Genomic DNA, 14,420 nt, shown 5'->3' with positions numbered 1-14,420 from the left:
AAGATGTGGGGGTTCGAGTCCCTTCGCCCGCACCAGTCCCCCGCGCGTTTCGCGGGGCGGCACCACCTCATCCGATTTTCTAGACGAAGGCTGACGATGCAGACTGTCGAGACGTTGAACGAAGGGCTGAAGCGCGCCTACACGCTGACCATCACCGCCAAGGACATCGAGAAGAAGGTCGATGCCGAGCTGAAGCGGGTCGCGCCGCAGATGCGCATGCCCGGCTTCCGCCCCGGCAAGGTGCCGGCGAATCTGGTGCGCAAGATGCACGGCCCGGCGCTGCTGCAGGATGCGCTCAACACCTCGATCCAGGAAGGCGTGCAGTCGCTGATCGCCGAGAAGCAGCTGCGCCCCGCGATGCAGCCCTCGGTCGAGCTTAACGACGGCTATGAGCCGGGCAAGGACGCCGAGATCAAGGTCGCGCTCGAAGTGCTGCCGCAGGTGCCGACCCCGGCGATCGACGGGCTCAAGCTCGAGCGGCTGACCGTGCCGGTCGCCGACGAGGCGGTCGACGAGCAGCTCAAGAAGTTCGCCGACCAGATGAAGCGCTGGGAAGACGCCAAGCCGACCTACAAGGCGAAGATGGGCGATCAGGTGACCGTCGATTTCGTCGGTAAGACGATGGACGGTGTGGCGTTCGAGGGCGGCACCGGCACCGATATGGCGATCGAGCTCGGCGCGGGCCGGCTGATCCCGGGCTTCGAGGATCAGGTCGTCGGCGTGAAGACCGGCGACGAGCGTCAGATCAAGGTCACCTTCCCGGAGGATTATCCGGCGAAGGAATTGGCCGGCAAGGACGCGACCTTCGACCTCACCGTCAAGTCGGTGAAGACCGCCGCCGAGAGCCAGATCGACGAGGAACTGGCCAAGAACCTCGGGCTCGAGAGCCTCGAGCAGCTCCGTGGGCTGCTCAAGGGGCAGATCGAGCAGGAGCATAACGGTCTCACCCGCACCTATATGAAGCGCAAGCTGCTCGATCAGCTCGCTGCGGGCCACGATTTCGAAGTGCCGCCGTCGATGGTCGAGGCCGAATTCAGCCAGATCTGGCACCAGCTCGAGCATGAAGCGACCCATGAGGCCGATCCCAAGGCCGCGATGGAAGAGCTGGAGAACGACCGCGAGGATTATCGCAAGATCGCCGAGCGTCGCGTGCGGCTCGGGCTGCTCCTCTCGGAGATCGGCCAGGCCAACGGCGTCGAGGTAACGCAGCAGGAAATGAACCGCCTGATCGCCCAGGCTGCGCAGCAGTATCGCGGCGAGGATCAGCAGCGCTTCATCCAATACGTCCAGCAGGAGCCGATGGCCGCCGCGCAGCTCCGCGCGCCGCTCTATGAGGACAAGGTCGTCGACTTCCTGTTCGACAAGGCCGAGATCACCGATCGCGAAGCGACCCGCGAGGAGCTGGAAGCCGCGATCGAGAGCGACGACGGTTTCGCGACCGGCACGCACAGCCACGATCACGACAACCACAAGCCGCGCAAGAAGGCCGCCGCGAAGAAGGCCGATGCAGGCGACGACGCCGCCGAAACGCCGGCGGCGAAGAAGGCGCCGGCCAAGAAGGCCGCGGCAAAGGCTGACGAAGCCCCGGCCGCTGCCGAGGAAGAAGCCAAGCCCGCCGCCAAGAAGGCGCCGGCCAAGAAGGCTGCCGCCGCCAAGGCCGACGACGCCGAGGCTGCGCCGAAGCCTGCCAAGAAGGCCCCGGCCAAGAAGGCTGCCGACAAGGCCTGATCGCCGCACGGCAGATTTGGATAAGGAACGGGCGGGGCGTCGCAGGACGACCCCGCCCGTTTCGCGTCAGGCGACCTTGGCGATGATTCGTTCGACGCCTTTCGGATCGGCCTGGATCATTTTCAGCAGCATGGCCGATCCGGCGTCGGGGTTTCGCCGGCCCTGTTCCCAATCACGCAACGTGCCGATCGGGAAATGATAGGTCCTGGCGAACGCCGCCTGCGTCAGCGCGGTCGCCTCGCGCACGGCTTTGACGTTCACGGTGGCGACACGACCCCGGCTGTCATCACCTTTTGCATAGGCAATGGCGTCTTCCAGCCCGGCTGCGATCTTGTCGAATGCGCTTTTCATCGTGGGTCCTTCGGTCGATCGTAAGGCTGCTCAGCGGAGAGACTGGCAGCGAGTGTCTTGGTTAATCCTGCAAGCGCGTTCCGTTCTGCCTTGGTGAGGTTCGCTTTTTCGTTCTTGCCAAATACGGTCAGCAGGAAGACCGGGATCGTGTCACCGCCGAAATAAGTGACGACACGATAACCACCCGATTTGCCTTGGCCCGGCCTTGCGACCCTCAGCTTACGTGCGCCGCCGCAGCCCGGCATGATTTCTCCTGCTCCCGGGTCTTCCGCGATCATTCACAACGATTGCTGTCCGTTCGTCATCGTCCAGGCCAGCATCCTTTGCCGCGGCTATGAACGCCCTAGTCTCGATGACCGTGTGCATGTTTTCTTATACGGCATTGCCGTATATAAGCAAGAGAAATACGGCATTGCCGCATCAGGTGCGTTTGCAGCCAGCGGTTGCGGACAGTCCACAAAAGAGTCGAAGCCCCACGCGATCCTGTTATTGGAGCGAAATGACCCCCACGATCGCCGTCCTGTTGCCCTGCTATAACGAGGAAGCCGCGATCGTGCAGACGATCGAGAGCTTCCGCGCGGCGCTGCCCGAGGCAATGATCTACGTCTACGACAATAATTCGCGCGACCGGACGATCGAGGTGGCGCGTGCCGCCGGGGCGATCGTCCGGTCGGAGCGAATCCAGGGCAAGGGCGCGGTTGTGCGGCGGATGTTCGCCGATGTCGATGCCGACATCTATGTGATGGCCGACGGCGACGCCACCTATGACGCCGCCTCCGCCCCGGCGCTGGTCGCGCGGATGCTCGACGAGCAGCTCGACATGGTCGTCGGCAGCCGGGTGGGGGAGGCGACCGAGGCCTATCGCCGCGGCCACCGTTTCGGCAATGCCCTGCTCACCGGCATGCTGACGCGCCTGTTCGGGCGTAGTTTCACCGACATTCTCTCGGGTTACCGCGTCTTCTCGCGACGCTTCGTCAAAAGCTTCCCGGTGCTGTCGGCAGGGTTCGAGATCGAGACCGAGATCAGCGTCCACGCGCTCGAGCTCAAGATGCCGGTCGCCGAGATCGAGACGCCGTATTTTGCGCGGCCCGAGGGATCGACCTCCAAGCTGTCGACCTATCGCGACGGCTGGCGCATCCTCAACACGATCATCACGCTCTATCGCATCGAGCGGCCCTTGTGGTTCTTCGGCGCGATCGGCGCATTGCTGCTGGTGGTGGCGCTGATTCTCGCCGCGCCGCTCGCGGTGACCTATATGCAGACCGGGCTGGTGCCGCGCTTCCCGACCGCGATCCTCGTGACGGGGCTGACAATTCTGGCCGCGCTCAATGGTTTCGCCGGGCTAATCCTCGATACGGTGGTGCGCGGCCGCCGCGAGATGCGACGGCTTGCCTATCTTTCGCTTACCGCGCCGGGCATTTGAACCACAGCAACGTAAATTCCCTTAAAGTTTTTCGGAAAGAGAGTGTGCCGCCATTTCGCCGAAATGGAAAAGCGCTACGGTATCAGGCCTGAAATTCGCTTGATGCCGGGGGGCATGCAATGGTGGTTGGGGGGCGGCCGGCGCGAACGGGCGACTGGTGGGCTGCGCGCAATTTGTGGCGGGCGCTAGCGCTTCTGTCTATTTTACCTTTCATCTTAGTGCGCTATCCGCCGCTCGGGGATTTTTACGGCCACGTCGGGCGTTACTATGTCATGATTGACGATGGTCAATCGGATTACTTGCGCCGCTACTTCGATTTCCGATGGCGCATCATGGGGAATCTCGGGCAGGATTTGATGATGGTGCCGGTCGGCGGCCTCATCGGCGTCGAGCGCGGTGCCCGACTGCTGACCGCGTTGATTGCCCCGCTAACGATCCTCGCCCTGCGCCAGCTGAGCATCGCGGCGACGGGCGCGGTCCAGGCCCCTGCATTGCTGGCACTGCCCTTTGTCTTTTCCTTCCCGTTGCTCTTCGGATTCATCAATTACGCGCTGGCGCTGGCGGTGGCATTGTGGGGGTTGGTCTTCTGGTACCGTATCCGGCGATGCGAGCCGCTGGCCCGTTCGATCGGGCTGGCGCTGATCGCGAGCATCGTCTGGCTTTGCCATCTCGCGGGCTGGGCGACATTCGTGCTTGGGGTCGGCGCGATCGAAGCGTCCGCGGCGTGGGTGGCGTGGCGCGGAGGGCGTGGATTTTGGCGGGCCGTTCGGCCGTGTTTGTCGAGCCTATCCATTCTCACTCCGATATCGTTTACCCTCGCCAGCGCGGGCGAAGCAGGCGAAACAGGGAATTTCGATCTCGCGCTCAAATTGCGCTGGCTGGCCTTTGTCCTGCGCGATCAATCGATTTTTCTCGATCTGGGCTCCCAGTTGGTGATCGCGGTGGCCGTCGCCTTCCTCATCGCGAGGCGGTGGGTGACCATCGAGCCGGCGTTGACGCTTGCCGCCGCGGCGCTTTTCATCCTGTTCTGGCTGATGCCGACCCAGATCATGGGGAGCTTCTTCGCCGATTTGCGGCTGCTGCCGGTCGTCGCGATTTTTGCGCTGCTCGGTCTACGCTCGATCGGCGCCGGAAGACGATCCGCGATCGCGCTGCTCGGCGTCGGCCTGTTTCTGGTCAGACTTGCGGTGATGACGATCGGATGGATCGCGACCAGCGACGCCATCGCGTCCGATCTTAAAGCGCTCGATCGCGTGCCCAGGGGAAGCCGGATCGCGGTTCTGGCGCCGATGCGCATGTGCGAAAATTGGCCCAACGACAGCGTCAGCCATATCGCCAGCCTCGCCATCGGGCGGCGCGAAGCGTTCGTGAACAGCCAATGGAATATTGCCGGCCAGTTGATGCGGCCGATCTACAATTGGGGCCGCGGGTATAATGACGTGGTGTCGGCGACGCTGGCACCCGCGGGGACGACATGCAGCGGGAACGACCTGGCGGCGTGGCTCCGGCAGTTTCCTCGGGATCGATTCGACTATGTGTGGCTATTCCGGGCCGGCCCGCTCCCGGCGATCGACCGGGCGTGGTTGCAGGAGGAATATCGCGGCGCCAAAGGTGTCCTGCACCGCATTACCGATCACGGGCTTCAACGCCCTTGAACTCGATTGTCGCAGCGCCGATGTTGGCGGTCCACAAGGCATAAGAGAGTCTTCCATGCACAATCCGTTCGACAATGGCGATTTCGCGGGCAAGCTGGCCAGCGCGGGAATCGGCCTCCAGCCGACGCAGGCGGGGCTCGTCCCGATCGTGATCGAACAGTCGAATCGCGGCGAGCGCTCGTTCGACATCTTCTCGCGGCTGCTCCGCGAGCGAATCGTTTTCGTCACCGGCGGGGTCGAGGATGGCATGGCCAGCCTGATCACCGCCCAGCTGCTGTTCCTCGAATCGGAAAATCCGAAGAAGGACATCTTCATGTACATCAACTCGCCGGGCGGGGTCGTCACGGCGGGCATGGCGATCCACGACACGATGCAATATATCCGCCCGCGCGTCGGGACGGTGTGCATCGGTCAGGCGGCGTCGATGGGGTCGTTCCTGTTGGCGGCCGGCGAGCCGGGGATGCGCGTCGCGCTTACCAATGCGCGGATCATGATCCACCAGCCGTCGGGCGGGGCGCAGGGCATGGCCGCGGATATCGAGATCCAGGCGCGTGAAATCCTGCGCATGCGGCATTTTCTTAACACGCTTTATGCGAAGTACACCGGCAAGCCGCTGGAGGAAATCGAGCGCGCGATGGATCGCGACAAGTTCATGTCGGCCGACGAAGCCAAGGAATTCGGGCTGATCGACGAGGTGTTCGACAAGCGCCCGGCGCCGGCGGACGAGGTTGCGGCAGCCGCCTGAGTATCAGGCCGGGATTGCGGCCGAGATTCAGGCATTGCCGTTTTGTGACGGGCCGGGTTACCATATCCGGCCCGAAAGTCGCTCCCCCGGTGGGGAGCGCGAAAGGATTGATTGAATGACGAAGCTCTCCGGCGGCGACTCCAAGAGCACGCTCTACTGCTCGTTCTGCGGCAAGTCGCAGCACGAGGTTCGCAAGCTCATCGCCGGCCCGACGGTCTTCATCTGCGACGAGTGCGTCGAGCTGTGCAACGACATCATCCGCGAGGAAACGAAGTCCGCGCTCGTCGCCAAGAAGGACGGTGGCGTCCCCACGCCGCAGGAAATCTGCGACGTGCTCGACGATTATGTCATCGGGCAGAAGCAGGCCAAGCGCGTGCTCTCGGTCGCGGTGCACAATCACTATAAGCGGCTGAACCACGGCGCGAAGGGTGCCGATGTCGAGCTCGCCAAATCGAACATCCTGCTCGTCGGGCCGACCGGCTGCGGCAAGACCTTGCTCGCGCAGACGCTGGCGCGCATCCTCGACGTGCCGTTCACGATGGCCGATGCGACGACGCTGACCGAGGCGGGCTATGTCGGCGAGGATGTCGAGAACATCATCCTCAAGCTGCTCCAGGCGTCGGATTACAACGTCGAGCGCGCGCAGCGCGGGATCGTCTATATCGACGAGATCGACAAAATCAGCCGCAAGGCGGAGAATCCCTCGATTACCCGCGACGTTTCGGGCGAGGGCGTCCAGCAGGCGTTGCTCAAGCTGATGGAGGGCACCACCGCCTCGGTCCCGCCGCAGGGCGGGCGCAAGCATCCGCAGCAGGAATTCCTCCAGGTCGACACGACCAACATTCTGTTCATCTGCGGCGGCGCTTTCTCGGGGCTGGAGAAGATCATCGGCGATCGCCTGCAGGGCAAGTCGATCGGCTTCGGCGCCTATGTCGCCGCGCCCGAGGAGAAGCGCACCGGCGAGATGCTGCGCCAGACCGAACCGGAGGATCTGCTCAAGTTCGGGCTGATCCCCGAATTCGTCGGCCGTCTGCCGGTGGTCGCGACGCTCGAGGACCTCGACGTGGCGGCGCTGGTCAAGATCCTGACCGAGCCGAAAAATGCGCTGGTCAAGCAATATCAGAAGCTGTTCGAGATGGAGGAAGTGAAGCTGAGCTTCACCGATGACGCTCTGGTGTCGGTCGCCAAGAAGGCGATCGAGCGCAAGACCGGCGCGCGCGGGCTGCGCTCGATCCTCGAAGGCATCTTGCTCGACACGATGTTCGACCTGCCCGGGATGGAGGGCGTCGACGAAGTGATGATCGACAAGGACGTGGTCGACGGCCGCAAGGAACCGATCCGCGTCTATGCCGAGAAGAAGAAGGCCGGCGACGCGGCCTGACGCTTTCGGTTTACCTGAGTAATGAGGCGGGCGTCGCGTGAGCGGCGCCCGCTTTGCTTTGAAGCTGAGGGTGCCCCAAACTACTCCGTCACCCCGGCCTTGAGCCGGGATCCATCGGGGCGCAGGCCCTGCGGTCAGCGGCTTTCGCGCAACGGCGGCAAGCCGGGACCGATCGCCAGATCATCTCACCGCGGATTGTCACGCTCGATCAGCTCGATCTTCCAGTCGCGTCGCCGGCGTTTGATGCGCTTTTCCGGCGCGATCGCATCGTCCAGTGTCCGCGATCGCGTACCAGGCGACGCGTGTCACCGCATATTCGGTGGTGAAGCCGCCGAACCTGACTTCGCGATGCTGCATCACGCGGCCGACGAGGGTCGACGTCACCCCCACGTAAAGCGTGCCGTAAAAGCCGCTCGCGAGGATGTAGACGCACGGTTGCCGCTCCCTCATGCCGCCGGAGCTCGCCCCCCGATGGACCCCGGCTCAAGGCCGGAGTGACGGGAGTGCGAGTGGCAGCGCGCCCCGCCACCACCAAAACAATGGAAAGCACCGCGCAGTTCGTGCATTTTCCTCCACTGAATCAACCGGGAGGAACGATGACCGCCGACGACAGCACCACGCCGCCGGAAACCTCGCCGGCCGACAGGGGCATCGGCCTGCCGTGGTGGACGTTGGCGTTTCCGGTGCTCGGCGTCGTCGCGGTGCTCGTCAATCTCGCCAAGCTCGGCACGCTGGGGACGATCGCCGCGGCGGTGATCCTGATCGGCAGCGTGCTCGCCGCGGTGCATCATGCCGAGGTGGTGGCGCATAAGGTTGGCGAGCCGTTCGGCACGCTGGTCCTCGCGGTGGCGGTGACGGTGATCGAGGTGTCGCTGATCGTCAGCCTGATGCTGTCCGACGCGGGCGATGCCTCGACGCTGGCGCGCGATACCGTGTTCGCGGCGATCATGATCATCGTCAACGGCATCGTCGGGCTCTGCCTGTTGAGCGGCGGGGTGCGGTTTCGCGAGCAGCGCTTCACGCTGCGCGGAGTTTCCGCGTCGCTCAACGTGCTCGTCGCGATGTCGGTGCTGACGCTCGTTCTGCCCAATTTCGTCGAAAGCGCGCCGGGGCCGGCCTATGCTCCGTCGCAATTGGTGTTCGTCGCGATCGTCTCGCTGATCCTCTACGGCACTTTTGTCCTCGTCCAGACGGTGCGCCACCGCAGCTATTTCCTCCCCGAGGGCGGCGCGGAGGAGGAGCATGCCGATCCCCCCGCCACGCGCACCGCCTGGGCCGCCTTCGGGGTGCTGTTGGTCGCGCTGGTCGGGGTGGTGCTGCTCGCCAAGGGGCTGGCGGCGACGGTCGAGAAGGCGGTGCTCGGCGCCGGGCTGCCGCTCGCGGTGGTCGGCGTGGTGATCGCCGGGGTGGTGCTCGCGCCCGAAAGCCTTGCCGCGTGGCGCGCGGCGCGGCGCAACCGGCTGCAGACCAGCCTCAACCTCGCGCTCGGCTCCGCACTCGCCTCGATCGGGCTGACGATCCCCAGCGTCGCGGTCGTGTCGCTGGTGCTCGGGCTTCCGCTGGCGCTCGGGATCGGGGCCAAGGGGCTGACGCTGCTGGTGCTTTCATTATTCTCGATCACCTTGTCGCTCGGCACCGGGCGGACGACGATCCTCGGCGGGGTGGTGCATCTGGTGATCTTCGCGGTCTATCTGTTCGTCACGGTGGTGCCGTGACGCTGCGCGTCGCCAGCCACGCCGATCGCGATGCGATCGCGGCAATGCTGGCGCGTGCTTTCGCCGACGATCCGGCGACTTCCTATATCCTCCCCGATCCGGTCGACCGCGCGAAGCGGCTGCCGCGCCTGTTCCGCCTGTTGTTCGAGGGCGACGCCGGGGGGATGCGGCTCGTGACCCCGGGCGGCGAGGCGGCAACGCTGTGGCGCGCGCCGGGCGAGGCCGACGTGCCTTTGTGGGAGATCGTGCGCCGTGCCCCGGCGCTGCTCCACGCGCTCGGCGGCGGGGTGGTGCGGGCGCTGCGCGTGTCCGAGGCGATGGAGGCGCATCACCCCAAGGGCGATTATTGGTATCTGCATATCGCCGGCTGTGACCCCGTGGCGCAGGGGCGCGGGCTGGGCGGCGCCGCGGTGCGCGGCGGGCTCGAGCGCGGGGCAGGGCGCTGGCCCGCCTATCTCGAGACCGCGACCGAGCGGAACCTGGGGTTCTATCGCGCTCTGGGGTTCGAGGTGACCGCCGAATGGCGCGTGCCCAAGGGCGGGCCGCTGTTCTGGTCGATGCTGCGCCCGGCGGATTAGGCAGGCCGCAATCGCTCAGTCCGAAAGGGGGGATTCCGGTTCGATACCGCTATTTCGCCGGCGTCGGTCGGTCGCGCCACGCCTGATATTGCTCGATCGCCTCCGACCGGCGCAGCACCCGCGCCATCGGGTCGATCACGACCTGCGCGCCGGCCGGCACCGTCAGCACCGCCTTGCCGCCGGGCAGGTCCACGCGCTGCACCGCGCCGTCGACCGACAGCTCGATCGGCATCGGAAACGCCCCGCCCGCGCGCCATTCGAGCGTCAGCCGGTCACCGTCGCGCGTCTCGACCAGTTCGGGGAGCGCGGCGCGGCGCAGATAGGCGTCGAAGAACCACCCGAGATCGCGCCCGCTCGCCGCATGCACGTCGCGCTCGAAATCGGCGGTCGACGCATAGCGCGGGGTGAAATTGCCCGGCCGCGGATCGGGGCGGCCATAGACCAGCCGGCGCGTCGCGTCGAAAAAGGCCTGGTCGCCGATCAGCCAGCGCAGCGTGTGAAGCATCCACCCTGCCTTGTAATAGATATCGGCGCCCGGCCCGCCGCGTTCGACCTTGTAGACATCCTCCTCGGTGCGCGACCGGCCGGAGACGACGGGCATGCGGTTGGCGATCAGATTGCGCTGCTGGTCGAGCAGCACGATGTAGCGCGCCTCGCCCTCGCGCCAGCGGCCGTAGAGCGGCTGCATGTAGCTCGCGAACCCCTCGTGGAGCCAATAATCGTCCCAGTCGGCGGCGGTCATCTGGTTGCCGAACCATTCGTGCGCGAATTCGTGCTGGAACAGCCAGTCGAACCCCTCGGGCGCCTTGGCATATTCGTTGCCATAGGCGTTGATCGTCTGGTGCTCCATTCCCTTGTACGGGGTTTCGACCACCCCGACCTTCTCGTCGCCGAACGGATAGGGGCCGATCACGCTTTCGAAGAAATCGAGCGCGGGGGCGAATTCGGCGAACAGCGCGCGCGCCTGCTTCTCCTCGCCGGGCAGATACCAATAATGCAGCGCGATCGTGTTGCCGAAGCGGCTGTGGTAGCTGCCCGACAATTCCTCATACGGCCCGACATTGAGCGCGATCGCATAGGTGTTGGGCTGGCGCGCGTGCCAGTTCCAGCGCGTCCGGCCGTCGGGCAGGGTATCGACGCCGGTGAGCACGCCATTGGCGGGCGCCTTCAGCCCCTTGGGCACGGTGACGTGGAGATCGACCGACCCCGGCTCGCCGGTCGGAAAATCGAGGCACGGCCACAGCAGGTCGCAGCCATAACCCTCGGTGGTCGAGGCGACCCACGCGCGCTTGTCGGGGGTGCGCGACCAGACCATTCCGTCGTCCCACGGCGCGTTGAGCGCGACATGCGGGGTGCCGCCGTAGCTGATCCGCACCGTGGCGCGCGCGCCCGCGGCGAGCGGGTGGGGCAGGGCGATCATCAGCCGCCCCTCGGGGTTGCGCCACGCCGTCCTGGGCAGCCCGACGTCATCGACCGCGATCGCCGAGACCGGCAGGTTGCGATCGAGATCGAGCACGACGCGATCGGTCGCCGCGCGCGCGGTGAAGGTGAGCGCGGCGATGCCGCTCAACTGGCGTTTGTCGGGATAGACCTCGAACGACAGATCGGCGTGATCGAACGCCAGCTTCGCCTGATCGGGGTCGATCGGCCCGCCCGACCGCTGCGTTTGTTCGGTGAGCGGCGGCATCCCCTTTGCCGGCAGCCCGGCGGCAACGGCGGCGGCGTTGGCGGCCAGAGCCAATAGGATCGTCACCCGCGGCGCACGCCAAGATTGATGCAATCGTCCGAGACACCATATAAGCCGTGAACGCCGCCCGGCCGGGGCGGCTGTGGAGTATCCATGACCCAGACTTTTCCCGTTCTTCCGCTGCGTGACATCGTCGTCTTCCCCCAGATGATCGTGCCGTTGTTCGTCGGCCGCGACAAGTCGGTCGCCGCGCTGGAGGCAGCAATGGGCGGCGACAAGGAGATTTTCCTCGTCGCGCAGCTCGATCCCGCGCAGGACGATCCCAAGGAAGATGATCTCTACGACATCGGCGTCACCGCCACCGTCCTCCAGCTCCTCAAGCTCCCCGACGGCACGGTGCGCGTGCTCGTCGAGGGCAAGACGCGCGGCCGGCTCGGCGAGCTGAGCGAGGCCGACGGCTATCTCAGCGCCACGGTCGCGCCGGTCGACGACCAGCCGGCCGAAGGCACCGAGGTGAGCGCGCTGATGCGCTCGGTGGTCGACCAGTTCGAGAATTACGCCAAGCTCAACCGCAAGCTGCCGGCGGAGACCGCGGTGCAGCTCGCCGAGATCGAGGAGGCGGCGCGCCTCGCCGATGCGGTGGCCGGCAATATCGCGATCAAGGTCGCCGACAAGCAGTCGCTGCTGGTCGAGACCGATCCGGCCAAGCGGCTGGAGATGGTCTATGCCTTCATGGAGGGCGAGCTCGGCGTGCTGCAGGTCGAGCGCAAGATCAAGAGCCGCGTCAAGCGCCAGATGGAGAAGACGCAGCGCGAATATTATCTCAACGAGCAGCTCAAGGCGATCCAGCGCGAGCTGGGCAATGAGGGCGAGGACGGCGAGGGCGACGAGATCGCCGAGCTGACCCAGAAGATCGCCACGCTCCGCCTGTCGAAGGAAGCGCGCGCCAAGGCCACCGCCGAGCTCAAGAAGCTCAAGACGATGGCGCCGATGTCCGCCGAGGCGACGGTGGTGCGCAATTATCTCGACGTGCTGCTTGGGCTGCCGTGGGGCAAGAAGTCCAAGCTCAAGAAGGACATCGCCGCGGCGCAGGCGATCCTCGACGAGGATCATTACGCGCTCGAGAAGGTCAAGGACCGCATCGTCGAATATCTCGCGGTGCAGGCGCGGACCAACAAGCTGAAAGGACCGATCCTGTGCCTCGTCGGCCCGCCGGGCGTGGGCAAGACCAGCTTGGGCAAGTCGATCGCCAAGGCGACCGGGCGCGAATTCATCCGCCAGTCGCTGGGCGGGGTGCGCGACGAGGCCGAGATCCGCGGCCACCGGCGGACCTATATCGGCTCGCTGCCGGGCAAGATCGTCACCAATTTGCGCAAGGCAGGGACGTCGAACCCGCTGTTCCTGCTCGATGAAATCGACAAGCTCGGGCAGGATTTCCGTGGCGATCCCGCCTCGGCGCTGCTCGAGGTGCTCGACCCCGAACAGAACAGCAAGTTCAACGATCACTATCTGGAGATCGACATCGATCTTTCGGACGTGATGTTCGTCACCACCGCGAACACGCTGAATCTGCCGCAGCCGCTGCTCGATCGGATGGAGATCATCCGCCTCGAAGGCTATACCGAGGACGAGAAGGTCGAGATCGCCGAGCGGCACCTGATCGCCAAGCAGGTCGAGGCGCACGGGCTCAAGGACGGCGAGTTCACGCTGACCAACGAGGGGCTGCGCGCGCTGATCCAGCGCTACACCCGCGAGGCCGGGGTGCGCACGCTCGAACGCGAGATCGCCAAATTGGTCCGCAAGGCGCTGCGCCGGATCCTTGAGGGCAAGGCCACGACGGTGACGATCACGCCGGAAAACCTCCACGAATTCGCCGGGGTGCAGAAATATCGCCACGGCCTGTCCGAGCAGGAGAATCAGATCGGCGCGGTCACCGGGCTCGCCTGGACCGAGGTGGGCGGCGAATTGCTGACGATCGAGAGCGTCACCGTACCCGGCAAGGGCGCGGTGAAGACCACCGGCAAGCTCGGCGACGTGATGAAGGAATCGGTCCAGGCCGCCTTCAGCTTCGTCCAGGCGCGCGCGCCCTCGTTCGGGATCAAGCCGAGCCTGTTCAACCGCAAGGACATCCACATCCACTTGCCCGAGGGCGCGGTGCCCAAGGACGGGCCGTCGGCGGGGATCGGGATCGTCACCTCGATCGTCTCGACGCTCACCGGGGTGCCGGTGCGGCGCGAGGTGGCGATGACCGGCGAGGTCACGCTGCGCGGCCGCGTGCTGCCGATCGGCGGGTTGAAGGAAAAGCTGCTCGCCGCGCTGCGCGGCGGGATCGAGACGGTGCTGATCCCGCAGGAGAATGAGAAGGATCTCGCCGAAATCCCCAAGAACATCCGCGAGGGGCTGAAAATCATCCCCGTTTCGCACGTCGACGAGGTGCTGCGACTCGCGCTGACCGATCCGCTCGAAGCGATCGATTGGACCGATGCGGATGAACTGGCGGCCCTGCCGCCGGCGCCTATTGCGCCGGCCGGTGGCGAGTTGCATCATTGACAACGACTCATCCGCGGCGGGCCAGATAGGTCCGTCGCGGAGGGTGTTCGTCGCGATCTTGGCGGATTCGTTTGACAGCAGACGAACCACGCGCATTACTGTGCGGATCGGCCGCGTGGCCGCGAATCCATTTTTATATCCCACTTTCCAGCACATGGGGGTTACTGGACATGAACAAGCAGGAACTGATCGCGGCGGTGGCGAACGCTTCCGGCCTCGGCAAGGGTGATGCCAGCCGGGCTGTCGAGGCCGTGTTCGACACCATCTCGGCCAGCCTGAAGAAGGGCGACGAAGTGCGCCTGGTGGGCTTTGGCACGTTCGCGGTCTCCAAGCGCAAGGCGTCCACCGGGCGCAACCCGCGCACCGGCGAGCCGATGACGATCAAGGCCTCGACCCAGCCCAAGTTCAAGGCCGGGAAGGTTTTGAAGGATTCTCTCAACTGAAATGATCGCGGGCTGGACAGGCGCGATTCCCGCGCCTAAAGGCCCGCTTCCGGTTTGGCCCTCAGGGCGATCGGGCGCGTAGCTCAGCGGTAGAGCACACCCTTCACACGGGTGGGGTCACAGGTTCAATCCCTGTCGCGCCCACCATTTCAGCAAAGCCCGTC

13 protein-coding genes and 1 tRNA gene are annotated in these 14,420 nt (G+C 65.3%); 10 read left to right on the top strand and 4 right to left on the bottom strand.

All coding sequences use genetic code 11. The annotated features are described in order from the left end of the window. The first annotated feature begins 96 nt into the window (after positions 1-96). A complete protein-coding gene (gene tig / locus BGN95_RS18090) occupies positions 97-1,728 on the top strand; it encodes a trigger factor (RefSeq protein ID WP_286773536.1) in 1,632 nt (543 codons plus the stop codon). A gap of 66 nt (positions 1,729-1,794) precedes the next feature. Here the strand turns inward: tig and BGN95_RS18085 are convergent, their stop codons facing one another. Both BGN95_RS18085 and BGN95_RS18080 read right to left on the bottom strand, forming a co-directional pair. Continuing rightward, entirely contained in the window at positions 1,795-2,079 is a 285-nt protein-coding gene (locus BGN95_RS18085) for a helix-turn-helix domain-containing protein (RefSeq protein WP_286773535.1), read from the bottom strand. Next, positions 2,076-2,357 (bottom strand): type II toxin-antitoxin system RelE/ParE family toxin, encoded by a 282-nt coding sequence (locus tag BGN95_RS18080; protein WP_286773534.1) that lies wholly within the window; start codon positions 2,355-2,357, stop codon positions 2,076-2,078. The genes BGN95_RS18085 and BGN95_RS18080 overlap by 4 nt, the downstream gene beginning before the upstream one ends. A 221-nt stretch (positions 2,358-2,578) precedes the next feature. Here BGN95_RS18080 and BGN95_RS18075 point away from each other — a divergent pair, with 221 nt between their 5' ends. From BGN95_RS18075 to clpX, 4 genes are all read left to right on the top strand, one after another. Further along, on the top strand, positions 2,579-3,502 hold the full coding sequence (locus tag BGN95_RS18075; RefSeq protein WP_286773533.1) for a glycosyltransferase family 2 protein: 924 nt from the start codon (positions 2,579-2,581) through the stop codon (positions 3,500-3,502). 119 nt (positions 3,503-3,621) lie between these two features. Further along, positions 3,622-5,157, top strand: coding sequence for a hypothetical protein (locus BGN95_RS18070; RefSeq protein ID WP_286773532.1), 1,536 nt, complete (start codon positions 3,622-3,624; stop codon positions 5,155-5,157). Positions 5,158-5,212: 55 nt separating this feature from the next. Further along, complete coding sequence (locus tag BGN95_RS18065; protein WP_265268901.1) at positions 5,213-5,902, top strand: ATP-dependent Clp protease proteolytic subunit; 690 nt, start codon at positions 5,213-5,215, stop codon at positions 5,900-5,902. Positions 5,903-6,017: 115 nt separating this feature from the next. Further along, positions 6,018-7,283 carry an ATP-dependent Clp protease ATP-binding subunit ClpX gene (clpX, locus tag BGN95_RS18060; RefSeq protein ID WP_179512046.1) on the top strand — a complete coding sequence of 422 codons (1,266 nt, stop codon included), beginning with the start codon at positions 6,018-6,020 and terminating at the stop codon, positions 7,281-7,283. A 198-nt stretch (positions 7,284-7,481) separates the two neighbouring features. Here the strand turns inward: clpX and BGN95_RS18055 are convergent, their stop codons facing one another. Continuing rightward, complete coding sequence (locus tag BGN95_RS18055) at positions 7,482-7,733, bottom strand: GIY-YIG nuclease family protein (RefSeq protein WP_353744717.1); 252 nt, start codon at positions 7,731-7,733, stop codon at positions 7,482-7,484. A 146-nt stretch (positions 7,734-7,879) separates the two neighbouring features. On the opposite strand from BGN95_RS18055, the gene BGN95_RS18050 reads away from it, so the two are divergent. Beyond that, the gene (locus BGN95_RS18050; RefSeq protein WP_265268902.1) at positions 7,880-8,998 is read left to right on the top strand and encodes a calcium:cation antiporter; all 1,119 of its coding nucleotides are present in this window, start codon (positions 7,880-7,882) and stop codon (positions 8,996-8,998) included. Further along, positions 8,995-9,576: a GNAT family N-acetyltransferase gene (locus BGN95_RS18045; protein WP_353744716.1), complete on the top strand. Its 582-nt coding sequence runs from the start codon at positions 8,995-8,997 to the stop codon at positions 9,574-9,576. The genes BGN95_RS18050 and BGN95_RS18045 overlap by 4 nt, the downstream gene beginning before the upstream one ends. 49 nt (positions 9,577-9,625) lie before the next feature. On the opposite strand, the gene BGN95_RS18040 is transcribed toward BGN95_RS18045, so the two are convergent. After that, positions 9,626-11,263 carry a M1 family metallopeptidase gene (locus tag BGN95_RS18040; RefSeq protein ID WP_286773542.1) on the bottom strand — a complete coding sequence of 546 codons (1,638 nt, stop codon included), beginning with the start codon at positions 11,261-11,263 and terminating at the stop codon, positions 9,626-9,628. Between the two features lie 153 nt (positions 11,264-11,416). On the opposite strand from BGN95_RS18040, the gene lon reads away from it, so the two are divergent. From lon to BGN95_RS18025, 3 genes are all read left to right on the top strand, one after another. Continuing rightward, complete coding sequence (gene lon / locus BGN95_RS18035; protein ID WP_265313617.1) at positions 11,417-13,813, top strand: endopeptidase La; 2,397 nt, start codon at positions 11,417-11,419, stop codon at positions 13,811-13,813. Between the two features lie 170 nt (positions 13,814-13,983). Beyond that, entirely contained in the window at positions 13,984-14,256 is a 273-nt protein-coding gene (locus BGN95_RS18030; protein WP_179512043.1) for an HU family DNA-binding protein, read from the top strand. A gap of 72 nt (positions 14,257-14,328) precedes the next feature. Beyond that, positions 14,329-14,403 (top strand) — tRNA-Val (locus BGN95_RS18025). The last annotated feature ends 17 nt before the right edge of the window (positions 14,404-14,420 follow it).

This window comes from Sphingomonas sp. 66-10 (assembly GCF_001897045.1).
GTDB lineage: Bacteria > Pseudomonadota > Alphaproteobacteria > Sphingomonadales > Sphingomonadaceae > Sphingomonas > Sphingomonas lycopersici.
Note: the sequence above shows the minus strand (reverse complement) of the source record. Positions and strands in the feature narration are given on the sequence as shown.

Bases quoted from the DNA above. Each gene is read 5' to 3' on its own strand.
- tig (WP_286773536.1), top strand. From the start codon at position 97: ATGCAGACTGTCGAGACGTTGAACGAAGGGCTGAAGCGCGCCTACACG.
- BGN95_RS18085 (WP_286773535.1), bottom strand. From the start codon at position 2,079: ATGAAAAGCGCATTCGACAAGATCGCAGCCGGGCTGGAAGACGCCATT.
- BGN95_RS18080 (WP_286773534.1), bottom strand. From the start codon at position 2,357: ATGATCGCGGAAGACCCGGGAGCAGGAGAAATCATGCCGGGCTGCGGC.
- BGN95_RS18075 (WP_286773533.1), top strand. From the start codon at position 2,579: ATGACCCCCACGATCGCCGTCCTGTTGCCCTGCTATAACGAGGAAGCC.
- BGN95_RS18070 (WP_286773532.1), top strand. From the start codon at position 3,622: ATGGTGGTTGGGGGGCGGCCGGCGCGAACGGGCGACTGGTGGGCTGCG.
- BGN95_RS18065 (WP_265268901.1), top strand. From the start codon at position 5,213: ATGCACAATCCGTTCGACAATGGCGATTTCGCGGGCAAGCTGGCCAGC.
- clpX (WP_179512046.1), top strand. From the start codon at position 6,018: ATGACGAAGCTCTCCGGCGGCGACTCCAAGAGCACGCTCTACTGCTCG.
- BGN95_RS18055 (WP_353744717.1), bottom strand. From the start codon at position 7,733: ATGAGGGAGCGGCAACCGTGCGTCTACATCCTCGCGAGCGGCTTTTAC.
- BGN95_RS18050 (WP_265268902.1), top strand. From the start codon at position 7,880: ATGACCGCCGACGACAGCACCACGCCGCCGGAAACCTCGCCGGCCGAC.
- BGN95_RS18040 (WP_286773542.1), bottom strand. From the start codon at position 11,263: ATGCCGCCGCTCACCGAACAAACGCAGCGGTCGGGCGGGCCGATCGAC.
- lon (WP_265313617.1), top strand. From the start codon at position 11,417: ATGACCCAGACTTTTCCCGTTCTTCCGCTGCGTGACATCGTCGTCTTC.
- BGN95_RS18030 (WP_179512043.1), top strand. From the start codon at position 13,984: ATGAACAAGCAGGAACTGATCGCGGCGGTGGCGAACGCTTCCGGCCTC.